The following is a 229-nucleotide window of genomic DNA, read 5'->3' as shown; positions in this document are numbered from 1 at the left end:
GGTACGAGAGGAGGTTGCCCACGGCCTGCCCGGGGCGCCCGGGACCGACGAGCAGCGGGATCGGCTCGTCGCCGACCTGCAGGTCCAGCCCGATCCCCTCGCGCTGCGCGTGCGGTCCCGCCGAGGCCACGGCCGAACGCACGAGCGCCGCGACGTGCGCCTCGTCCCGCTCCAAAGGGAAGCGCCCCGACTCCACCTGCGCCGTGAAGAGCAGGTCGCCGACGAGGTT

Annotated in this window: 1 pseudogene; it reads right to left on the bottom strand. The window is 74.7% G+C overall.

From position 1 onward, the window contains the following. Positions 1-229, bottom strand: a pseudogene (locus tag KVS71_RS19635) (PAS domain-containing sensor histidine kinase); the annotation flags it as partial.

The organism is Microbacterium sp. GbtcB4 (assembly GCF_019091465.1).
GTDB classification, from domain to species: Bacteria; Actinomycetota; Actinomycetes; order Actinomycetales; family Microbacteriaceae; genus Microbacterium; species Microbacterium paraoxydans.
Note: the sequence above shows the minus strand (reverse complement) of the source record. Positions and strands in the feature narration are given on the sequence as shown.